Here is a 17,991-nt window from a genome sequence, read left to right on the forward strand (position 1 = left end):
TATAGACATAATTAAGGATAAAATAGCCATTTAGCATGGCTGTTTTTTTTAATGAGGAGGAAGTTATGAAAAAAAAGAATCGGATGATGTATTTAGCAATTTTTAATTTATTTTTAGTATTTCTAGGCGTAGGCTTAGTGATTCCTGTCATTCCTCAGTTGAAAGAGGAAATGGGTTTTTCTGGAGCAACTATGGGGATGATGATTTCTATCTTCGCTATTGCTCAGTTAATTACCTCACCTATTTCAGGGATTTTATCGGATAAGATTGGGCGTAAAAAAATGATAGCCATTGGGATGATTATTTTTTCTCTATCAGAGTTATTATTTGGATTGGCTCAAACTAAAACTGGTTTCTATGTTTCTAGGGGACTAGGAGGGGTGGCAGCTGCTTTACTGATGCCATCTGTAACAGCCTTTGTGGCAGACATGACTACCATTGCAGAACGGTCAAAAGCTATGGGGATGGTATCTGCTGCTATTAGTGGAGGATTTATTATTGGACCAGGGGTAGGAGGATTTATTGCTTATTTAGGTATTCGCGCCCCCTTTTTTGTAGCAGCCATTTTAGCTTTTATTGGCTTTGTTTTAACTTTAGCAGTGTTAAAAGAGCCAGACAGACGAATTCAATCAGCAGTGGAAACGACTGAAAGTGGCTCAATTAAAGACATTTTAAAAAATCCAGTCTTTACTTCTTTGTTTATTATCATTTTGATTTCCTCTTTTGGACTACAAGCTTTTGAGTCTATCTATAGTATTATGGCTACGATTAACTTCAACTTTACAACGGGTGAAATTGCGATGGTCATTACAGTTAGTGGTGTTTTAGCTCTGATTTGTCAGTTGTTTTTCTTTGACGGCATTGTTCAAAAAATTGGAGAAATGGGATTAATTCAGTTAACTTTCTTTGTTAGTGCTATTTTCATTGCGGTGATTGCTTTTACTAACAGTCATTTAGTGGTGATTGGTTCTACTTTCGTTATCTTTTTAGCTTTTGATTTATTTAGACCAGCAGTTACGACCTATTTATCTAAACATGCAGGGGATCAACAAGGAACGATTAACGGATTGAACTCTACTTTTACAGGATTTGGTAATATTATCGGACCGATGGCAGCAGGCTATTTGTTTGATATTAATCATTTTTATCCCTATTATGTATCAGCTGTTATTTTGTTTGGTACAGGGATTTTATCGCTATTTTTAAACGGTAAGACAAAATCCGTAGTTGGAGAATGATAGCAGTGCTAGATTATAAAAAATAACCTGTGTTACGTGATAATGTAACACAGGTTATTTTTTATGCTTTGTCAGCTTTTTTTAAGAAATAGCTAAGTCCGGTGGTGAAAATAACTATGCCTCCTGCTAAAAGAAACAGAAAGCCAATCGGAATTAAATAAAAATTTTCATGTAGCATGCCTGTTGCATCTAAATATTCCACTGAGTTAGCTTTAATCAAGAAACAACCTAGTCCAATTAGCAGTAAAAAGCTACCAATAAGTGTGGTAATCAAGTTTAATTGAGCCCGTCTGGTTTCGCTACCATCTTTGATTAATTTGTGTGTCATCTGATCCTCTCCTAAAATTAATTCATCAAGAGAAAGGTGATAGGTTTTTGAAATGAGAATAATCATTTCAAGATCAGGCAAATTTCGGTTATTTTCCCAATTTGAAACGGCCTGTCTTGTGACATGTAATTCTTTTCCAAATTCTTCTTGAGTCAGCTGCTGATTGGTTCTAATTTTTTTAATCGTTGTGCCAAATTCCATGTGTTTCTCCTTTCTCTGATGTCTTATTTATTATAGAAACAGTGAGCTATTTTTTAAAGAAAGGAGTGCTTGCCTCTACTGTATCAAGGGACAGCTCTCCTTGCGCATTCAATATTAGCGTATTGCCCTGCTAAAACCTAGTCCAAATAGGTTAGGCAGAAAGAGTATAGAGTCATTTTACAGGAAGGAAGGATATAAGCAAGAAAGAAGTGGAGGAAAAAATAAAGAAAGGCTTTGACTGGGAAAATCTTGTCTTTTTTCTTGAATATTTACTTAAAATAGGTAAGATAGAGATGAAAAAAGATAATGTATAAGGAGTGAAGCATATGTGCACAAGTTTAACACTAACAACTAAAAACCAACATCATTTTTTAGGAAGAACGATGGACTTTGGTTTCCAATTATATGGAAAGCCTGTTGTTATTCCTAGAAATCATTCTTGGCAATTACAACTAGGGACTAAATTAACGACTCGCTGGGGATTTGTCGGAACTGGCCGCAATTTAGGAGAGTATTTTGTAGCAGACGGAATCAATGAAAAAGGTCTAGCTGTGGCAGAACTTTACTTTTTAGGAGAAGCTCACTATGTAGAAACCCCTGATCCAAATAAATTAAGCGTTGCTCCTCATGAGCTGATTAGTTGGCTATTAGGAGAAGTAGCTAGTATTGCCGAATTACGAGAAAAACTAACAGATGTTCAGTTAGTTCATGCAGAAAATCCACTTCTTCAAACTGTGGTTCCTTTACATTTTATTGTGACGGATAAAACAGGAGAATGTGTGGTACTTGAAACAGACAAGGGGTATTTGGAGATAAAGGATAATCCAGTTGGGGTTATGGCTAATAGTCCTGAGTTAGAATGGCATTTGAAAAATTTGACTAATTATTTAGGGATACGTCCTACTAATTTTTCGAATAAAACCATGGGAACATTAGAGATTAAGCCTTTTGGGCAAGGTTCTGGGACCTTTGGACTTCCTGGAGGATTTACTTCTCCGGAGCGATTTGTCAGAACCGTTTATAACCGAGAATTTACTGAGACAGGAGAGACACTAACAGAAGGAGTGAATGCCCTGTTGCAAATTTTAAATAATGTCACCATTCCTAAAGGTGTTAATCTAAAAGACGATGGTAGTACCGATTATACACAATACCGAGCAGTGATGGAGACTCAAAGCTTAACGTATTATTTCCAACCTTACGAAACTCCAGAAGTTTTTTCTCTTCAGTTAACAGAAGATTTATTAACGGCTGCTAAACCAGTGGAGTTTCCAGTAAACACAGAATTTAAAGTGACTTCATTAACTAAATAATAGTAGAAAAAACGCCTAATCTAAATTTATAATTAGATAAGAATGAAAGAGGTAGATGAATGTTCAAGGTGCGTCACTATACTACCAATGATAAAGCGGAAGTAATTCATTTGATAAGAGAAACTATACAGGCTGTTAATATTGCGGATTATTCTGATAAACAAGTAGAGGCTTGGTCTAATATTGATAGGAATAATTGGGATAGGTCTTTGGTTGAAAATAATGCTCTGGTAGCTATAGGAGAAAATGAACAGATTGTAGGGTTTTCTGATATGAGTCCAACAGGTTATCTTGATAGACTGTTTGTGCATAAGGATTTTCAAAGAAAAGGCATTGCCAAGCTGTTAGTTAAAAAACTTGAAACTATAAGTTCATCAAAAAAATTTCATACTTATGCATCCAAAACCGCAGTACCTTTTTTCCAAGCTATTGGTTATAGAGTTACCAAAGAAAATGAAGTTCTTTTGAGAAGTCAGTACTTTATCAATTATAAAATGGAAAAGTAAGGAATTTAAGTAGCATATTAATTGTGTCGGTTCGACTTCGGTAGCCGGTATACGAAAAGAGAAGCTAATCAATCTTATGTTCTAACCTGAAGTTCTCCTATTTTCTATACAATTATAATAAGACAGTCAAGCTCCTAATCCAGTGTGGTTAGGAGTTTTTTGTTTAAGTAATAAAAGATAAAATATCTATAAATTTTGTCAAAAATAAACAGGTGCAATGAGAATATGATATAACTGAATAGACGAAGCTTAAAAGAAAGGAGACGTTATGAGTAAGAGAAAAGGATTTTATTTGCTTCTTTTGAGCCTATTTCTTTTAGCTATTATTGGCATTGAGTACTGGACTCATGATTATGATCAGTACCAAGGAACACTTTTTAAAGTGGAAGATGCAAAAATAGTGGAGAAGCATCAAGAAAGAGATGAGCATGGTAACCAAGATGTAAAAGCTAAGCAGCAACTGACAGGAGTTTTATTAAATACAAAAGATAAGGGACAAACGTTAGTTCTGTCTAATACTTATTCTCATAGTCAAGTATATGATGCTAAGTATCAAGTTGGAGATATTTTACTGATTAAACGAAGAACATTACACACAGGAGAACAATCAGCAGATATACTCAGTCTAAAACGAGACCGATTGATTAGTTATTGTTTGCTTGTGACTCTTTTTTTACTGGCACTCATTGGTAATAAACAAGGAGTGTTGTCTTTTGTTAGTTTAATAGTAAATACTGGCATACTAGTGGGGATGACCCAATATTATGTGCACACCAATCCTCAAGCTCTTTTTAAGATGTTTGTTTTAGGGGCTGGTTTATTTACTGTGGTTTCTTTAGTAATCTTAAATGGGTGGAACCGCAAAACTTGGGCATTAATTTTATCTACCTTATTAGGCACTTTTCTGTCCTTTTTGATCAGCTGGTTAGCTATGGTGATGCTTCAGCAAAAAGGCATTCGTTATGAAGAGATGGATTTTATTACAAAGTCTCCTCATTTAATTTTTTTATCTGGTCTTTTAGTTGGCTGTTTAGGAGCAGTGATGGATGTGGCGATGACAATTATCACCTCTTTAGAAGAGTTACTAACCTACCAGCCTAATTTGAGTCAAAAAGAGTTGTGGCAATCTAGTCAAGTGATTGGGAGAGACATTATGGGACCTATGGCAAATGTGTTATTATTTGCCTATTTAAGCGGTGCTTTACCTCTCATTTTATTATATTTACGTAATGACATGTCTTATACCTTTACTTTTTCCATGATTTTGTCTTTAGAATTTATTCGGGCAGTTGCCGGAAGTATCGGCATTGTTTTAACTGTTCCTATTAGTAGCTGGCTGGGGATTTACTTCTTTAACAAGTTGGGAGTGACATCATCATGAGCGTCTTAGGCTGTTTAGTAGTCATTTTAGGTATAAGTATGTATGCAGTAGGGAAAAGTCATGGGTTAACGGCCTTTATATCTCTTTTTTTAAATTTTTTCTTCATGTTTGTCGTGATTGTTGGCATGAGAAAAGGCTATTCTCCTCTAGTATTAACAGGTATTGCTTGCTGCTTAATGATTGGCCTTAACTTATTTTTCATTAATGGTTTTTACCTGAAAACGAAAGTAGCAGCATTAGGTAGTTTAATTACGTTACTTTTGCTGTTTGTTGTGATTTGGTGGCTAGTTCCATTGTTAAGAATTCAAGGCTTAGGGGAAGAAGAAGTCGTAGAAATGGACATGTATTCTTTTTACGTTGGGATCTCTTTTTTAAAGATAACTATTTGTACCTTAACTATGGGAACAGTTGGAGCAATTACAGATACAGCGATGTCTGTTGCTTCAGCTTTAGAAGAATTGATGAAAAAAAAGCCAGATATTTCTACCAAACAAATTTGGGCATCTGGTATTAAAATTGGCCGAGATATTTTAGGCACCACAACGAACACGTTATTATTTGCTTTTATTGGGAATAATTTAGCCTTAGTTATTTGGTTAGCAGATTTAGGTTATACGCTTGAACGCATGTTAAATAGTAAAGTGATGGTAGCAGAATTATTTACTATGTGTTGTAGTTTAGTTGGCGTGATTTTAGTTATTCCTGTGGTTTCTTTTCAGATGAGTTTAGTAAAAAAACAACAGTTGGTTGAATAATCAGTCAGCTGTTGTTTTTCTTTTTGTAAAACAAATCCACGTAAATCGATTTAAACACGAACGTTTATATATAAAAAATAAAAAATATCTATTTTATTGTTGAAATGTGAATATTTAAGAAGTATAATAGCTCATGTACTCATCAAATACGAACAATAAAACAAAAGGGGAATATTTTACGAATGGAAAAACTGTTTAAATTAAAAGAAAATAACACCACAATAGGAACAGAAGTGGTAGCAGGTTTTACAACATTCTTTGCTATGAGCTATATTTTATTTGTTAATCCAACGATCTTATCTATGTCTGGTATGCCGTTTCAAGCTGTTTTCTTAGCCACTATTATTGCAGCAGCTATTGGTACGTTAATTATGGGATTGTTTGCCAATGTTCCTTATGCCCAAGCACCTGGTATGGGATTAAATGCTTTCTTCACTTATACGGTAGTAATGGGATTAGGTTATACATGGCAGCAAGCACTGGGAATGGTTTTCTTGTGTGGGTTAATTAATATTTTTATTACTGTAACTAAAATTAGAAAACTAATTATTCAAGCTATTCCAGAAAGTATGCAGCATGCAATTGGCGGAGGAATTGGGGTTTTTGTGGCTTATGCAGGTCTTAAAAATGCTAATTTGTTATCTTTTACAGCGGACTCTGGTTCTATTACTCATTCTGTAGTTGAAGGTGGGAAGGCAGTTAGTGTTAATATGAGCGGTGGAATTGTGCCAGCTTTAGCTAACTTTAATCAGCCTAGTGTGTTACTTGCTTTAATTGGAATTGTGTTAACCATTGTATTGGTTATTTTAAATGTACGAGGAGCTATTTTAATTGGGATTATTAGTACAACAGTTATTGGGATTTTTATGGGTGTGGTCGATGTGTCTCAAATTGATTATCATGCTAATTCTTTAAGCCAGTCGTTTAAAGAATTAGGAACAACTTTTGGTGCAGCATTTAAACCAGAAGGCTTGCCATCTTTATTTGCAGATAAAGGAAAAATTCCTCAAGTCTTAATGACGATTTTAGCGTTTAGTTTATCAGATACTTTTGATACAATTGGTACATTTATTGGAACAGGTCGTCGGACAGGTATTTTCACTAAAGAAGATGAGGCTGCTTTAGAAAATAGCCGCGGATTTACTTCTAAGATGGACCGAGCATTATTTTCTGATGCTATTGCGACATCTATTGGGGCAGTTTTTGGGACGTCTAATACGACTACCTTTGTGGAAAGTGCAGCTGGGATTGGTGCAGGTGGACGGACAGGTTTAACTTCTGTTGTGGTAGCAGGTTTGTTCTTATTAAGTAGTTTGTTCTCACCAATTATTGGGATAGTGCCTGCGCAAGCTACTGCGCCAGCATTAATTTTAGTTGGGGTGATGATGACTGCTTCCTTTAAAGATATTAATTGGACAAACTTAGAAGAAGCTGTGCCAGCCTTTTTCGCTTCTATTTTTATGGGCTTATGTTTTAGTATCTCTTATGGTATTGCAGCAGGATTTATCTTCTATGTATTAATTAAGGTAGTAACTGGTAAAGTGAAAGAAGTTTCTCCTATTTTATGGATTGTAACCGGTCTGTTTATTCTTAACTTTATCATTTTAGCAGTTCTATAAATCATTTATTTTATAAAAAAACATTCAGTTTATGAGCGACTGAATGTTTTTTTATTGGGATTGTTTAGGTGGTTTATTGGAAGAGTCTTCAGAGTGGTCATCTATTTTTAGTTTAAAACTTTGAAATAAAAAGACGAAAATACCAAAGAAAATGGATTCTAAAAAAACATCTTTAAAGCTAGAGTATTTAGCTAGTCCTGTAGCAATATTTCCTCCATAAGCCACAATAGAATATAAAAACATACCTATCAGTGAATTGATGAGACGTTTCATGATTTTTCCTCCAATCTTTGTAACCCTTTCCCTTATGTTCATCATACCATGATTATATAATTAGGTACAATAAATATCTCGTTACTAAAAAGGATGTGTTATAATGAATTGATTAAAGATAAAGGAGTTTGGCTATGAAAGAATTATTAGGAACCGTATTTTTTGGCATGATTACAGATGAGAATGAATCAGCTTATTTTGTGCAACAACAAGGAGTAACCTTTCGTTTAGATAAAACAGAAGGAGACTTTCAAATTGGAGAAGCAGTAGAAGGATTTGCTTATATTAATCAACGAGATGAAAAACGGTTTACCACACATATTCCTAAAAGCTATGTAGGTCATTACGCTTACGGTACAGTAGTGGCAAGTAGAAAAGACTTAGGAGTATTTGTAGATATTGGATTACCAGATAAAGAAATGGCTTTATCGTTAGATGAGTTACCAACTATGAAAGAATTATGGCCTAAAAAAGGCGATCAATTAATGGTTTCTTTACGAGTAGACGACAAGGAAAGAATGTGGGCGACTTTAGCTAGTGAACAAATTTTTCACGCACTAAGTCGACAAGGAAACGAAAATATGCACAATCAAAATATCGAGGGCATTGTGTTTCGCTTGAAATTAATTGGGACCTATATTTTGACAGAAGATTATTATATTGGCTTTATTCATCCATCTGAAAGAGAAAGAGAACCGCGTTTAGGTGAGAAAGTGACAGGTCGTGTTATTGGAGTTAGAGCAGATGGGGTTTTGAATTTATCTCTTAAACCTCGTAGTTATGAAGTGATTTCTGATGATGCACAAATGATTTTAACTTTCTTAGAACATGATAAAGACAAACGAATTCCTTACACAGATAAATCTTCTCCAGACGCAATTAAAGCGATGTTTGCTATTAGTAAAGGCCAATTTAAACGTGCATTAGGTTCTCTTATGAAACAAGGGAAAATTATTCAGAAAGATGGCTATACTTATTTAGTCGAAACAGATGAGGCGGGGGAGTAGTCAGGTGAGAGATTCTAAGCTTCGGTTTCAACTGAATCTGTTTCAGCTATTTTACTGGATGGCATTTTGTGGGATTTCAGGTTTTGCAACAGTTTATCTGTTATCCCAAGAGATTACTGACATTCAAATTGGATTGATTGTAGCTAGTGGCAGTTTATTATCTGTATGTATGCAAGTGTTAACAGGGATTTTTATCGATAAGTTTCCAGCGTTAACAGTTAAAAAAGTTATTTTAATTTTTTTAGGTGTGACAGGAATTATGATGTTTGGTGTGTTACTGGTAGGAAATAAACCTCTACTTGTTTCTATTTTATATTGTTTAGGTTTGGTTTTTCTTTTGAATTTGCAACCATTAGTAACAGCTCTTATTTATGAATATATTAATAGTGGTGCAAATGTGAGTTTTTCTGTATCTAGAGGAATTGGCTCAATGGCTTATGGTTTGTTTTCTTTTGGTATGGGGATTTGGTTAGAAGCTCACTCAAAAGCTTATATTCCTTTACTATCTGGTTTATTTATGGTGATCTTGGTTTTAATTTTAGTTTGGTTACCTAAGATAAAAGAAGAGGAAGAGGTATTAGTTAATCAAACTTTTGAAGGAGAAAGTTCTGGTTCAATGTTCCGTCAATATCCTGGTCTTTTAAGCTTTATTTTAGGCATTGTGAGTTTATTTACTTTCCATACGATTGTAAATGTTTTTTTACCGCAAATTATTGAACATGTGCAAGGGGGTAGCCGAGAATTAGGTTTTGTGATTGCTTTGGCAGCTTTTTGTGAAATTCCAATCATGTTCTTCTTTGAACGATTAGAACGAAAATTTGGTGTAAGACATTTATTACAAGTTTCAGCTATCTTTTTCGTGTTAAAAGCGGTAATTTATGCGACAGTTCCATCTTTTTCTGTGATTTTAACTTCCCAAGTACTGCAAAGTTTATCTTTTGCTCTTATTACTCCCGCTTATGCTTCTTACACTAATCAGTGGATGAAGCCAACGGACCGAGTGAAAGGTCAAACCTTTATGATGGCAGCTGTCACATTAGGAAATGTGATAGGAAGCTTATTAGGTGGACAAGTTCTAGATAGAGCTTCTGTTGAAAGTCTATTAGTGATTGGACTAGGTATGACTTTATTAGGAATGATTTTAATGTTTATTAGTTTAAGGTATAGTAAAAAGGCAATTGGCGAAAGCTAATTGCTTTTTTTGTGAAAAAACAGTATCATCTAATTGAGAATAGATTGCATTAACTAATTAATTAATTTATAATGAGTCTAAATAATCAAGCAGAAGTTAAACAATAGATTAGAATTGTTTTAAATAAGGAGAAAAAGATGGATACAGGAATGATCATTAAAAATATAAGGCGTCAACTCCATGATGGTGGGTATAAATTAACCCCTCAACGTGAAGCAACTGTTTTGGTCTTGCTAGAAAATGATAAAGATCACTTATCAGCAGAAGAAATTTATATGTTAGTGAAACAGAAAAGTCCAGATATTGGTCTTGCAACAGTTTACCGAACATTAGAAATGTTAACAGAGCTAAAAATTGTAGATAAAATCAGCTTCAATGACGGAGTTTCTCGTTATGATTTACGCAAGGAAGGGGATCATCATTTTCATCACCATTTGCTTTGTTTAGAGTGTGGTAGTATTGAAGAAGTAGAAGAAGATTTACTAGGTGAGGTAGAAAATATCGTGGAAAAACGATATGACTTTTTAGTTAAAGATCATCGGTTAACTTTCCACGGAGTGTGTAGTCAATGTCGTAAGAAAAAATAAATGATTTGGGTGAATAAAAGGGAGCTATTAGTGTGAATCTTGAAGAACATATTCAAAATTATTTACATTATTTAAAGGTAGAACGTGGTTTGTCAGAAAATTCCATTATCAGTTATGAGCGAGATTTGAACCGGCATAATGCTTATGTTGTGCAGCAAGCTATTACAGATTTAAATGAGATTGATCGCCTGTTTATTTTGGCTTTTTTAAAAGAATTAACTGACGAAGGCAAATCCTCCACGACTATTGCTAGAATGGTCTCTTCTTTAAGAAAGTTTTATCAATTTTTAAGACAAGAACAACGGATAGATCAAGATCCTATGCAACACATTGACACACCTAAACGCCGTCAAAGTTTACCTAAAACCTTGACGATTGCAGAGGTAGAACAAGTGTTAAGCATGCCTGATACTAGTAAAAAGTTAGGGATTAGAGATAGAGCCATGTTAGAAGTAATGTATGCGACAGGTTTGCGAGTGTCTGAATTGTTATCCTTAAAATTAGATGATTTACATCTCGCTTTAGGCTTGCTTCAAACAACTGGAAAAGGGGATAAAGAGCGGATTTTACCAATTGGAGACATGGCTATTCAGTGGATTCATGTCTACCTTGAAAAAAGTCGGCCTCTTTTGCTTAAAAAAAAGCCAGACACCCCTTATTTATTTTTAAATAGTCAAGGAAAACCGTTAACTAGACAAGGTTTTTGGAAGATTTTAAAAAAATATGCTCAACAAGCTGGGATAAAAAAAGAAGTGACCCCTCATACTTTGCGGCATAGTTTTGCTACCCATTTGTTAGAAAATGGAGCAGATTTAAGAATTGTCCAAGAGTTGTTAGGACATGCAGATATTTCCACTACGCAAATTTATACCCATATCACGAAACAGCGTATGGTGGACGTTTATCAACATTATTTTCCTAGAGCCTAGTGTTAACTAGACTTTAGATATGCTATAATAAGCTTCTGTGAAAATAAATAGTTGGTGGTACAAATGAAAGAATTAAGTATAAAATTAGATATATTTGAAGGTCCTCTAGATTTATTGCTTCATTTAATCCAAAGCTTAGAAATTGATATTTATGATATTCCTATTGCTCAGGTAACGGATCAATATATGAAGTTTATTGAAACCATGCAAACTTTACAGTTAGAAGTAGCAGGGGATTATTTAGTTATGGCAGCGACTTTAATGGCGTTAAAAAGTCAAATGTTGTTGCCAACAGAAGAAGTCTATTTAGAAGAAGGGGATTACTATGAAGAAGATCCCAGGGACCAGTTAGTTGCTCAACTGTTGGAGTATCGCCGCTTTAAATATGCAGCAGGGGTACTAAAAGAACAAGAAAAACAGCGGCAAGCCTACTATACAAAACCTTCTCAGGATTTGAATTTTTTACTAGATGAAGTAGTGCCTCTAGAGCCTAATCAAGTCAATACTTTTGATTTATTTATGGCTTTTCATGAGGTACTGTATAAAAAAAATAAGCAAAAAAAACGCAAAACCACCATTCAAACCGAGCAAGTAACTATTGAAGCACAGATGAGGCTGATTGAAACCAAATTAACCCAGGTTGGAACAGGGGGATGTGCTTTTGATAGCTTGTTGGAACAAGGGAGCCGAGAAGAAGTCGTGACTACTTTCTTAGCTTTATTAGAACTGATAAAAGCTGGTCAAGTAGTTGCTAGGCAACATCATAGTTGTGGCCCTATTCTTTTATTTTCTAGGCAAACGTTAGATATAGAAGAGGAAGTAGTATGATAGAAGAAAGTTTACAAGGACAAGTGGAAGCCTTATTGTTTGTGTCAGGAGAAGACGGTGTTAGCGTAGATGAGTTAACAGAAAGTTTACAGGCTCCGACTTTAAGTGTTTTAGAAGCATTAGACCAATTAAAAACTAGGTATATAACCGAGCCACATACCGCATTACAGTTAGTAGAATACGGCTCAAAATTTGTATTAACCACAAAAAAAAGTTATGAATCAGTGTTGAAAGAATATGCCACTTCCCCAACAGCTACTCATTTATCCCAAGCTGCTTTAGAAACGTTGGCTATTATCGCTTACAAACAACCCATTACTCGTGTTGAAATAGATGATATTCGAGGGGTGAAGTCTAGTGGAGCTATTCAAACGTTAGTCTTACGCGGACTTATTTTAGAAGAAGGTCGAGTGGAAGGTCCAGGTAGACCGATTCTTTATGGGACCAGTGATTATTTTATGAACTATTTTGGTTTGGAGAGATTAACAGATTTGCCTGCCATTGATGAAATGGAGCAAGCAGTAGCTAATGAGGAATGGACCGATTTATTTGCAACACCAGACATAGAAACGAAGGTAGAGGATGAATAATATGGCAGAACGCCTACAAAAAGTAATGGCTCAAGCAGGAGTAGCTTCTAGAAGAAAATCAGAAGAACTTATTGCTAAAGGGCATGTAACAGTTAACGGAGAAGTTGTAAAAGAGATGGGGCTGAAAGTAGAGCCACAAGATAAAATTGAAGTAGACGGTGTCCCTTTGACCCGTGAAAATTTTGTTTATTACATGTTGTATAAACCAAGAGGAGTTATCTCTGCAGTATCAGATGATAAAGGTCGTCAAGTCGTGACTGACTTTTTAATTAGTGTCGAGGAACGTGTGTATCCTGTAGGTCGTTTAGACTATGATACTTCTGGTTTGTTGCTATTAACTAATGACGGAGATTTTGCTAACCGTTTGACTCACCCAAGTCATGAGGTAGAAAAAACCTATGTAGCTAAATTAGAAGGAGTGCCTTATCCGAAAGATTTGAAACCACTACAAACCGGTGTGAAAATTGATGGACGAAAAACAGCACCAGCTAAGTACCGTATTATATCAACTGACCGAGAAAAACAAACAGCCATTGTGGAATTAACTATCCATGAAGGACGCAATCACCAAGTTAAAAAAATGTTTGAAGCAGTTGGTTTTTCTGTTCAAAAATTGAAACGAGAACAATATGGTCAACTAACTTTAGCAGGTTTACAACCAGGGCAGTACCGTGCGTTAAGTCGCCGTGAAATCAATGCCTTGTTATCATTATCTAAAGAAGATTAACTTTACATGTTATAGAAGAAAAAAAGTCCTTGAGTTAATTAGCTCAAGGGCTTTTTTTAGAGAGATTTAGCTAAATAAAGGACTAAATCATTGTCATTATAGCAAGGGGCGTTGAGGGCTAAGGGCTGATTGTGATACCAAATCCCTGACCCGTCTGGGATATAGCCTCGTTTAGCATACAATCGTTGAGCAGCCCCGTAACCTACATGTAGACCTACCCCTAATGTAACGACTGGAGCTAAATCTTTAGCGAATGTTTCAGCAGCTTCCATTAAGTGTGAGCCGATTCCTTTTTCTTGATAGGCTTCTAATACATTAAAATCTACAAGTTCTGGCCATTTATCTTTAAATGGACCAGCTTGGGCTAGAGGAACAAGGGTTAAATAGCCTGCCACCTTACCTAAATATTCCGCTACAAAAACATATCTTAATTGGACGGATTGCTCATAATAATAATCTGTGAATAGTTGAGCTTTCCTCTCCCAATTTTGCAAACGAAAGGCCTGTTCAAATGCTTGCGCATCTTGTAACTTGATAGGACGGATGATTAAGGTATTATTTTGATAGTAAATCATAAAGCTCCTTTCTGATCTTTTCACTTTAGTTGGGTTACGTTTAGTATAAAGGGTTTTTTTAAAAGGTGTCAAGGCAAGGAAAAAACCTTCCTATTGCAAAAAAACAGAGAATTGACTATAATAGAAGTATCAAAACAATAAGATTCGTCTTCAGGGCAGGGTGTAATTCCCGACCGGCGGTAAAAGTCCGCGACCCACATGATAGTGGTTGAATTGGTGTAACTCCAATACCGACAGTAGAGTCTGGATGGAAGAAGAGAAATACTTAGTTGACTAGTCAAGTAAGGTTATTTTCTGCCCTCATGTAGAAAATAGCCTTTTTTGTTTGTTTTTTCACAACCACAACTAAGTCATTGAAGATGAGTCCTTTTAGGAGGATGTCAAAATGAAACACATGCAAACCAAGAAGTTAGTAGTACTCTCAATGATGGCGGCTATCGCTTATTTACTGATGTTTTTCGCTTTTCCTGTTTTACCAGCAGTGCCTTTTATGAAAGTGGATTTTAGTGAAATCCCTATTTTAATTGGTACCTATTTATTTGGTCCTTTAGCAGGAGTTATTATCGCCTTTATTCGTTCCTTGCTTCATTTTATTACAGTTGGTGCTAGCATTGGCGAAGTTATTGGTAATACCGCTAGTTTTTTAGCTGCATTAACATACGTATTTCCTATTTATTGGCTATCTAAAAAAATTCAAGGCCCAACAGGATTAATTGGCGGTTTAGCTCTTGGGACAATTAGTATGACAGTATTTATGTGTGTGGCTAATTATTTTGTCATCACCCCTCTTTATATGTGGGTGCTACAATTTAATTTAGGAATGCCGCTTGCAAAATATATTTTAGTTGGGGTTCTCCCTTTTAATTTGATCAAAGGCTTTTTAGTCAGTGTGGTATTTGCTATTTTACACAAAAAACTTTTGCCTTGGTTAAGTCAAAAAACGCATCAATTAAATGCTCATGTTTAAAAAATTATGGTCCAATTGATTATATGAGTCAAGTAAATTCTAGTGATTTAAACAACGCCAGCTAAATTAGTTAGTTGGCGTTGTTTTTTTGTTTGACTAGATTTATTCAGAGTTAGAACAGACTAGTTTTAACTTTTTTATGGTAGACTAATGATAGAAAAGATAACTGGTTAATCAGTTATTCTTTGATTAAACCAATGGCACGAGTTGGACATTCTTGATAGGCTTTTAGGCAAGCGTCTTCCAAGTGATTGGGCAGGGTTATCTGAGTTTCAGTTGGCTGGTCTTTAAATAAAACTAGTCCACTATCAGTATAATCAAATATTTCTCCTGCAATCGTTTGGCACAAGCCACACGCAATGCACTTTTCAGGTTCTAAATAACATTTCATAAAAATCACTCCTTAATATAGTAGAAAGGGAAGGTCGAGTTGGATGACAGATGACATAAATATCTATATTTTATCCTTATTCCATCCAAAAAACAAGCAACGCTCTTCTTCTGTTTATCAAATACTTCGAGGAAAAAAAACAGCCTCTACCTTGTCTTTTTGTTTGTTTCATCATTTATGGTCAGGGTTTCAACTGTTTCCCTACTTATCCGTGGAAGCTTATGAACAGCGATTAGCAGAGTTAAAAGCTAAAGGATATCTAGTAGCAGATGAGGCGGATGGAAAGTACCTACTGCTAAGTCAGGCTGGTCAGGCTTGTTTACTAGAGCATCCATTTTGGATGGCTTTTTCTAAAGAGGTGGATCATTTTAGCTATGGAGTAGCAGGTCCCCTTTTTTTGGAAAGACTTTTATTTTTATCTCAAGTGATTTCTGAGCTAAGTTATCAGTCTAAGCAGTATGAGCCGATTACTTCAGAGGAAGAACAATTATTTTGGGTGAAGCAATGGTTAGCGAAAACTAAGGTGTCAAAAGAGGGACTTATTTCTAATTTTTATACGGAATGGCAAAAGTTACTAGAGCAATTAGCTGATAGTCAAAGACAGCGGCTAGTCTCCTTGTTAACTGGACACCACAAAATAGGGACTACTTATTATCAGTTGCAGCAAATGTATCACTGGAGTGAGTTTCAGCGGATAGCCTATAAAATATATGACTGTCAGCAGATCATTCACTTGATTAAAACCAGTGAGGATTTTCCTTTGTTTGCCTCTGTTTTAGCTAGTATTCCTAAGCAAACTATTTCTAAAAGTGCTCAGTTAACTTATAATTATGTGGAGCAGGGATTAGATAGTGTGAGTATTCAGCGGCTTCGTCAGATAAAACCAAGCACTGTACAAGATCATTTAATTGAAGCAGCGGTTTTATTAGATGATTTTTCTTTTGATGCTTGCTTAGATAAACAAGTCGTTTTACAGTTAGAAACCTATGAAAAAAAACAGCCTCAAATCATTGAGTGGCAGTTTAAACAGGTGCAAGGATTTGATGAAAGTATCAGTTTTTTAGAGGTTAGATTGTATCAAATATTGAAGGTGAAACAATATGACAGAGAAAACTTTAGACCCACTAGCTAAATTATTACAAGAGGTATTTGGCTATACAGATTTTCGGGAAGGGCAACGAGAAACCATTGAAAGTGTGTTAAGGAATAAACGGACGTTAGCCATTTTGCCTACTAGTAGTGGCAAGTCTTTATGTTATCAGTTAGCTAGTTACTTATTACCTGGTCAAACCATTATTGTGACTCCTTTAATTTCTTTAATGGAAGATCAAGTTAGTCGGTTGCGGCAACTAGGAGAAAAAAGAGTGACAGCTATTCATAGTCAAATGAGTTTTCAAACTCGGCAACGTATTTTCAGTCAATTTCAGCAATATAAATTTGTTTTTGTTAGTCCAGAACTGCTTGTGCAAGATTGGTTTAAAGAGCAAGCTAAAAAAGGCAAGATTAGCTTAGTAGTTGTAGATGAAGCCCACTGTATTTCTCAGTGGGGCATTGATTTTAGGCCAGATTACGAATGGATTCCAGAGTTTTTAAAGGAGTTAGACAGTTCAGTGAAAGTGTTGGGTCTGACTGCTACAGCGACTCAGAAAGTGATGGAAGATATTGAGTCAACCTTGTTTCATCAACAAGCCTGTCACTTGATTAAACAATCTAGTGACAGACAAAATATTGCGTATCAAGTGGTGGAAACAGAAGATAAAACAGCTTACTTAAAACAATTTTTAAGCCAACACCCTGGGCCAGGCATTATTTATTTTTCTAGTAAAAAAGAAGCGGAAAGAATTTGTACCCTGTTACAAGAGGAAACAGAATTAGCAGTCAGTTACTATCACGGAGATTTATCTAATCAAGAACGACTGGTTGTTCAGCAACAGTTTTTACATCAGCAACTACATGTTTTGTGTGCCACCAGTGCATTTGGTATGGGGATTCATAAAGAAGATGTCCGCTTTGTGATTCATTATCATTTACCTAGTAGTGTGGAAGCCTATGTTCAAGAAGCTGGTCGCAGTGGCCGAGATGGTAAGCAAAGTCTGGCGCTATTATTATACCGTCCCCAAGATGAACACATTCATTATCACTTGTTAGAACAACTTATTAAAGAAAAAGAAGGTATGGCTTATTTACTGAAACAACCAGAAGAAACATGGCAACAGTATCTGCCTAAGTTATCTAGTTTACAGCAAAAATGGCTAACAGGTTATACTCATCAACGTTATTCTAAAGAAACCCTGATGGCAGGGCTTGAGCAAAAGATTAGCGAAAGAACAAGACACATTCAAGACATGTTAACCTATATTCATTTAACAACATGTCGGAGAAAATATTTATTAGCTTATTTTGATTCTGAATCTGAAGGACAGGTATCGATTTGTTGTGACCATTGTGGTTTAGAGGACTTAGAGTTAGAAACTGTACCTGTTTTTCCTCGTTCACCCTTAGAATTTTCTAAAGATTGGCAAGAAACATTAAAAAAAGTATTTAATCAGCGGGAATAAATATCTATCTGTTAAAATTTATGCTA

Annotated in this window: 20 protein-coding genes and 1 riboswitch; of the genes, 16 read left to right on the forward strand and 4 right to left on the reverse strand. The window is 35.4% G+C overall.

Annotation, left to right across the window (positions count from 1 at the left end):
- The first annotated feature begins 65 nt into the window (after positions 1-65).
- On the forward strand, positions 66-1,238 hold the full coding sequence (locus C7P63_RS01130) for an MFS transporter (protein WP_125942319.1): 1,173 nt from the start codon (positions 66-68) through the stop codon (positions 1,236-1,238).
- A gap of 61 nt (positions 1,239-1,299) precedes the next feature.
- Here C7P63_RS01130 and C7P63_RS01135 read toward each other — a convergent pair whose 3' ends face one another.
- Entirely contained in the window at positions 1,300-1,767 is a 468-nt protein-coding gene (locus tag C7P63_RS01135; RefSeq protein WP_125942320.1) for a DUF3955 domain-containing protein, read from the reverse strand.
- A gap of 326 nt (positions 1,768-2,093) precedes the next feature.
- Between C7P63_RS01135 and C7P63_RS01140 the strand changes: the two genes are divergently transcribed.
- From C7P63_RS01140 to C7P63_RS01160, 5 genes are all read left to right on the forward strand, one after another.
- Complete coding sequence (locus tag C7P63_RS01140; protein WP_125942321.1) at positions 2,094-3,080, forward strand: choloylglycine hydrolase family protein; 987 nt, start codon at positions 2,094-2,096, stop codon at positions 3,078-3,080.
- A 59-nt stretch (positions 3,081-3,139) separates the two neighbouring features.
- Positions 3,140-3,586: a GNAT family N-acetyltransferase gene (locus C7P63_RS01145; protein WP_125942322.1), complete on the forward strand. Its 447-nt coding sequence runs from the start codon at positions 3,140-3,142 to the stop codon at positions 3,584-3,586.
- A 268-nt stretch (positions 3,587-3,854) separates the two neighbouring features.
- Positions 3,855-4,967 carry a YibE/F family protein gene (locus C7P63_RS01150; protein ID WP_125942323.1) on the forward strand — a complete coding sequence of 371 codons (1,113 nt, stop codon included), beginning with the start codon at positions 3,855-3,857 and terminating at the stop codon, positions 4,965-4,967.
- Entirely contained in the window at positions 4,964-5,722 is a 759-nt protein-coding gene (locus tag C7P63_RS01155; protein WP_125942324.1) for a YibE/F family protein, read from the forward strand. Before C7P63_RS01150 ends, C7P63_RS01155 begins: the two co-directional genes overlap by 4 nt.
- A 182-nt stretch (positions 5,723-5,904) precedes the next feature.
- A complete protein-coding gene (locus tag C7P63_RS01160) occupies positions 5,905-7,341 on the forward strand; it encodes an NCS2 family permease (RefSeq protein ID WP_125942325.1) in 1,437 nt (478 codons plus the stop codon).
- A gap of 51 nt (positions 7,342-7,392) precedes the next feature.
- Here C7P63_RS01160 and C7P63_RS01165 read toward each other — a convergent pair whose 3' ends face one another.
- The gene (locus C7P63_RS01165) at positions 7,393-7,614 is read right to left on the reverse strand and encodes a hypothetical protein (protein ID WP_125942326.1); all 222 of its coding nucleotides are present in this window, start codon (positions 7,612-7,614) and stop codon (positions 7,393-7,395) included.
- A 134-nt stretch (positions 7,615-7,748) separates the two neighbouring features.
- Here C7P63_RS01165 and C7P63_RS01170 point away from each other — a divergent pair, with 134 nt between their 5' ends.
- The 7 genes from C7P63_RS01170 (at position 7,749) to C7P63_RS01200 (ending at position 13,474) form a co-directional block, all read left to right on the forward strand.
- Positions 7,749-8,621, forward strand: a complete 873-nt coding sequence (locus C7P63_RS01170; RefSeq protein WP_125942327.1) for a CvfB family protein — start codon at positions 7,749-7,751, stop codon at positions 8,619-8,621.
- Between the two features lie 4 nt (positions 8,622-8,625).
- Positions 8,626-9,813: an MFS transporter gene (locus C7P63_RS01175; RefSeq protein WP_165863737.1), complete on the forward strand. Its 1,188-nt coding sequence runs from the start codon at positions 8,626-8,628 to the stop codon at positions 9,811-9,813.
- A 137-nt stretch (positions 9,814-9,950) separates the two neighbouring features.
- Positions 9,951-10,400, forward strand: a complete 450-nt coding sequence (gene fur, locus C7P63_RS01180) for a ferric iron uptake transcriptional regulator (RefSeq protein WP_125942329.1) — start codon at positions 9,951-9,953, stop codon at positions 10,398-10,400.
- Between the two features lie 32 nt (positions 10,401-10,432).
- Positions 10,433-11,329, forward strand: a complete 897-nt coding sequence (gene xerD, locus C7P63_RS01185; protein WP_125942330.1) for a site-specific tyrosine recombinase XerD — start codon at positions 10,433-10,435, stop codon at positions 11,327-11,329.
- Positions 11,330-11,392: 63 nt separating this feature from the next.
- Positions 11,393-12,157 (forward strand): segregation/condensation protein A, encoded by a 765-nt coding sequence (locus tag C7P63_RS01190; protein ID WP_125942331.1) that lies wholly within the window; start codon positions 11,393-11,395, stop codon positions 12,155-12,157.
- Positions 12,154-12,747: an SMC-Scp complex subunit ScpB gene (gene scpB, locus C7P63_RS01195; RefSeq protein WP_125942332.1), complete on the forward strand. Its 594-nt coding sequence runs from the start codon at positions 12,154-12,156 to the stop codon at positions 12,745-12,747. The genes C7P63_RS01190 and scpB overlap by 4 nt, the downstream gene beginning before the upstream one ends.
- A 1-nt stretch (position 12,748) precedes the next feature.
- Positions 12,749-13,474, forward strand: coding sequence for a pseudouridine synthase (locus C7P63_RS01200; protein ID WP_125942333.1), 726 nt, complete (start codon positions 12,749-12,751; stop codon positions 13,472-13,474).
- 56 nt (positions 13,475-13,530) lie between these two features.
- Here C7P63_RS01200 and C7P63_RS01205 read toward each other — a convergent pair whose 3' ends face one another.
- Positions 13,531-14,049, reverse strand: a complete 519-nt coding sequence (locus C7P63_RS01205; protein ID WP_125942334.1) for a GNAT family N-acetyltransferase — start codon at positions 14,047-14,049, stop codon at positions 13,531-13,533.
- A gap of 142 nt (positions 14,050-14,191) precedes the next feature.
- Positions 14,192-14,312: riboswitch (FMN riboswitch) on the forward strand.
- Positions 14,313-14,434: 122 nt separating this feature from the next.
- Between C7P63_RS01205 and C7P63_RS01210 the strand changes: the two genes are divergently transcribed.
- Positions 14,435-15,016, forward strand: a complete 582-nt coding sequence (locus C7P63_RS01210; RefSeq protein WP_125942335.1) for an ECF transporter S component — start codon at positions 14,435-14,437, stop codon at positions 15,014-15,016.
- A 178-nt stretch (positions 15,017-15,194) separates the two neighbouring features.
- On the opposite strand, the gene C7P63_RS01215 is transcribed toward C7P63_RS01210, so the two are convergent.
- Positions 15,195-15,407 (reverse strand): ferredoxin, encoded by a 213-nt coding sequence (locus tag C7P63_RS01215; RefSeq protein ID WP_125942336.1) that lies wholly within the window; start codon positions 15,405-15,407, stop codon positions 15,195-15,197.
- A gap of 43 nt (positions 15,408-15,450) precedes the next feature.
- On the opposite strand from C7P63_RS01215, the gene C7P63_RS01220 reads away from it, so the two are divergent.
- Positions 15,451-16,539 (forward strand): helix-turn-helix domain-containing protein, encoded by a 1,089-nt coding sequence (locus C7P63_RS01220; RefSeq protein WP_125942337.1) that lies wholly within the window; start codon positions 15,451-15,453, stop codon positions 16,537-16,539.
- Entirely contained in the window at positions 16,508-17,965 is a 1,458-nt protein-coding gene (locus C7P63_RS01225) for a RecQ family ATP-dependent DNA helicase (RefSeq protein ID WP_125942338.1), read from the forward strand. The genes C7P63_RS01220 and C7P63_RS01225 overlap by 32 nt, the downstream gene beginning before the upstream one ends.
- The last annotated feature ends 26 nt before the right edge of the window (positions 17,966-17,991 follow it).

The organism is Vagococcus humatus, assembly GCF_003950325.1.
GTDB lineage: Bacteria > Bacillota > Bacilli > Lactobacillales > Vagococcaceae > Vagococcus_C > Vagococcus_C humatus.